Source organism: Vibrio sp. R15-SG3-ISO1A, assembly GCF_059833955.1.
Genome location: NZ_JCBDGH010000013.1, coordinates 1 through 1,782, shown reverse-complemented (window position 1 = coordinate 1,782; position 1,782 = coordinate 1). Strand labels below are relative to the sequence as shown.

Below are 1,782 nucleotides of genomic sequence, written 5' to 3'. Positions count from 1 at the left end.
CGAGCGCGCACCTACGATCCATTAATTCGTCAGTAAGGAATCAGGATGAAGCAGTATGATGTGGTGATATCAGGGGGAGCCATGGCGGGAATGACGCTGGCTCTCGCGCTGGATACTCTGTGTCATGGTGAGTTGTCGATTGCGGTTGTGGAGTCTTTCGAGTCCGATCACAGTCGACACCCTGGCTTTGATTCGCGTTCGATCGCGCTCTCTTATGGCAGTGCGAAGCAGTTGAAGCAGTGGGGGCTGTGGGCAGCCATCGCGCCAGTGGCAACAAGCATCAATCATATCCATGTCTCTGATCGCGGCCATGCAGGCATGACGTCGATCAGCAGAGAAGAGATCGGTGATCAAGCGTTGGGCTACGTTGTCGAATTGGCCGATGTTGGGCGTATTTATCACCAGCTCGTCAGTGAGCGCCCCGCGATTACGCTCTACTGTCCAGATTCTGTGCTACAACTTGAGAGAAGTGTTCAGCACGTTGAGATCGCCCTCTCTAGTGGCGAGCATATTAGAAGTCGATTGCTGGTTGCGGCAGACGGTGCGTTATCATCGAGCTGCGATCAAGTGGGGCTGACCCTCGATGAGCATGACTTTGACCAAGTGGCAATCATTGCCAATATTCGTGCTCAGCAGCCACATCATGGACAGGCATTTGAACGCTTCACTGAAACCGGCCCTTTGGCGCTATTACCTATGTCGCAAGAGCGGTTGTCTTTGGTGTGGTGCGTCAAACCTGATCGCGCTAGCGAGTTGCTTTCCCTCTCTGACAGCGCGTTTTTAGCTCAGCTACAAACGGCGTTTGGTTGGCGACTTGGCCAGTTGCAACAGGCTGGCCAACGCGCCAGTTATCCACTGATTTTGCGTACTCGTCGACAAACGATCGCCCATCGTATCGCGGTGGTGGGCAACGCAGCGCAAACCTTGCACCCTATCGCAGGGCAAGGGTTTAACCTAGGTATCCGAGATGTGGCGACACTGGCTGAGCTGATCGCGGGCGCACCCAACGATCCTGGGCACTATGATCTTTTGTCCAAATATCGCCAGCGTCGAGAAGCGGATCGTGAGCAGACCATTGCGTTGACCGCCGGTCTGGTTCATACCTTCTCGAACGATTACTTAGCCATGCGAATTGGTCGAAACCTAGGACTGGCGGTAATGGAGTGGGCGCCGCCAGTGAAAAAGCCACTTTTACAACGCACATTGGGTTTGGTGGCACGTTAACCGGCCATCACATCGTAGAAAAGAAAGGACAGTTCATGCAAAGTGTTGATATTGCTATCGTTGGTGGCGGAATGGTTGGTCTAGCGTTGGCCGCAGCGCTCAAAGAGACCGATTTGCGGATTGCCGTGATTGAAAGTCAGCAACCCGAGCCTGAGCTAGGAGCATTGCCGGACGTGCGCGTCTCTGCGCTCAGTCGTTCCAGTGAACTTCTATTGCGCAATATTGGCGCTTGGGATGGCATTATTTCAAGACGTGCCGCGCCTTATCAAGCGATGGAAGTGTGGGAGCAAGACAGCTTTGCACGTATCGAGTTTGATGCCACGCAGCTCGCCCAGCCCGATCTCGGCCATATTGTTGAAAACCGAGTCATACAGCTCGCGTTGCTTGAGAAAGTGACGCAGCAAGCCAATGTATCAATGTTTATGCCGGCCAAGTGTCAAACCCTTGCGGTAGGTGAAAGCGAAGCGTGGTTGACGTTGGATGATGGTCAAGCATTGACGGCCAAGCTGGTGGTTGGCGCAGATGGCGCGAACTCTTGGGTTCGACAGCAGCAAGATA

Annotated in this window: 2 protein-coding genes; both read left to right on the top strand. The window is 53.8% G+C overall.

Annotation, left to right across the window (positions count from 1 at the left end):
• Positions 1-45 precede the first annotated feature (45 nt).
• Complete coding sequence (gene ubiH, locus AC6R0L_RS01490) at positions 46-1,224, top strand: 2-octaprenyl-6-methoxyphenyl hydroxylase (protein ID WP_500628023.1); 1,179 nt, start codon at positions 46-48, stop codon at positions 1,222-1,224.
• Between the two features lie 35 nt (positions 1,225-1,259).
• Positions 1,260-1,782: FAD-dependent monooxygenase (locus AC6R0L_RS01485; protein ID WP_500628022.1), on the top strand; the 523-nt coding region annotated here is incomplete at its 3' end.

Coding starts and splice junctions, on each gene's coding strand:
- ubiH (WP_500628023.1), top strand. CDS start 46: ATGAAGCAGTATGATGTGGTGATATCAGGGGGAGCCATGGCGGGAATG.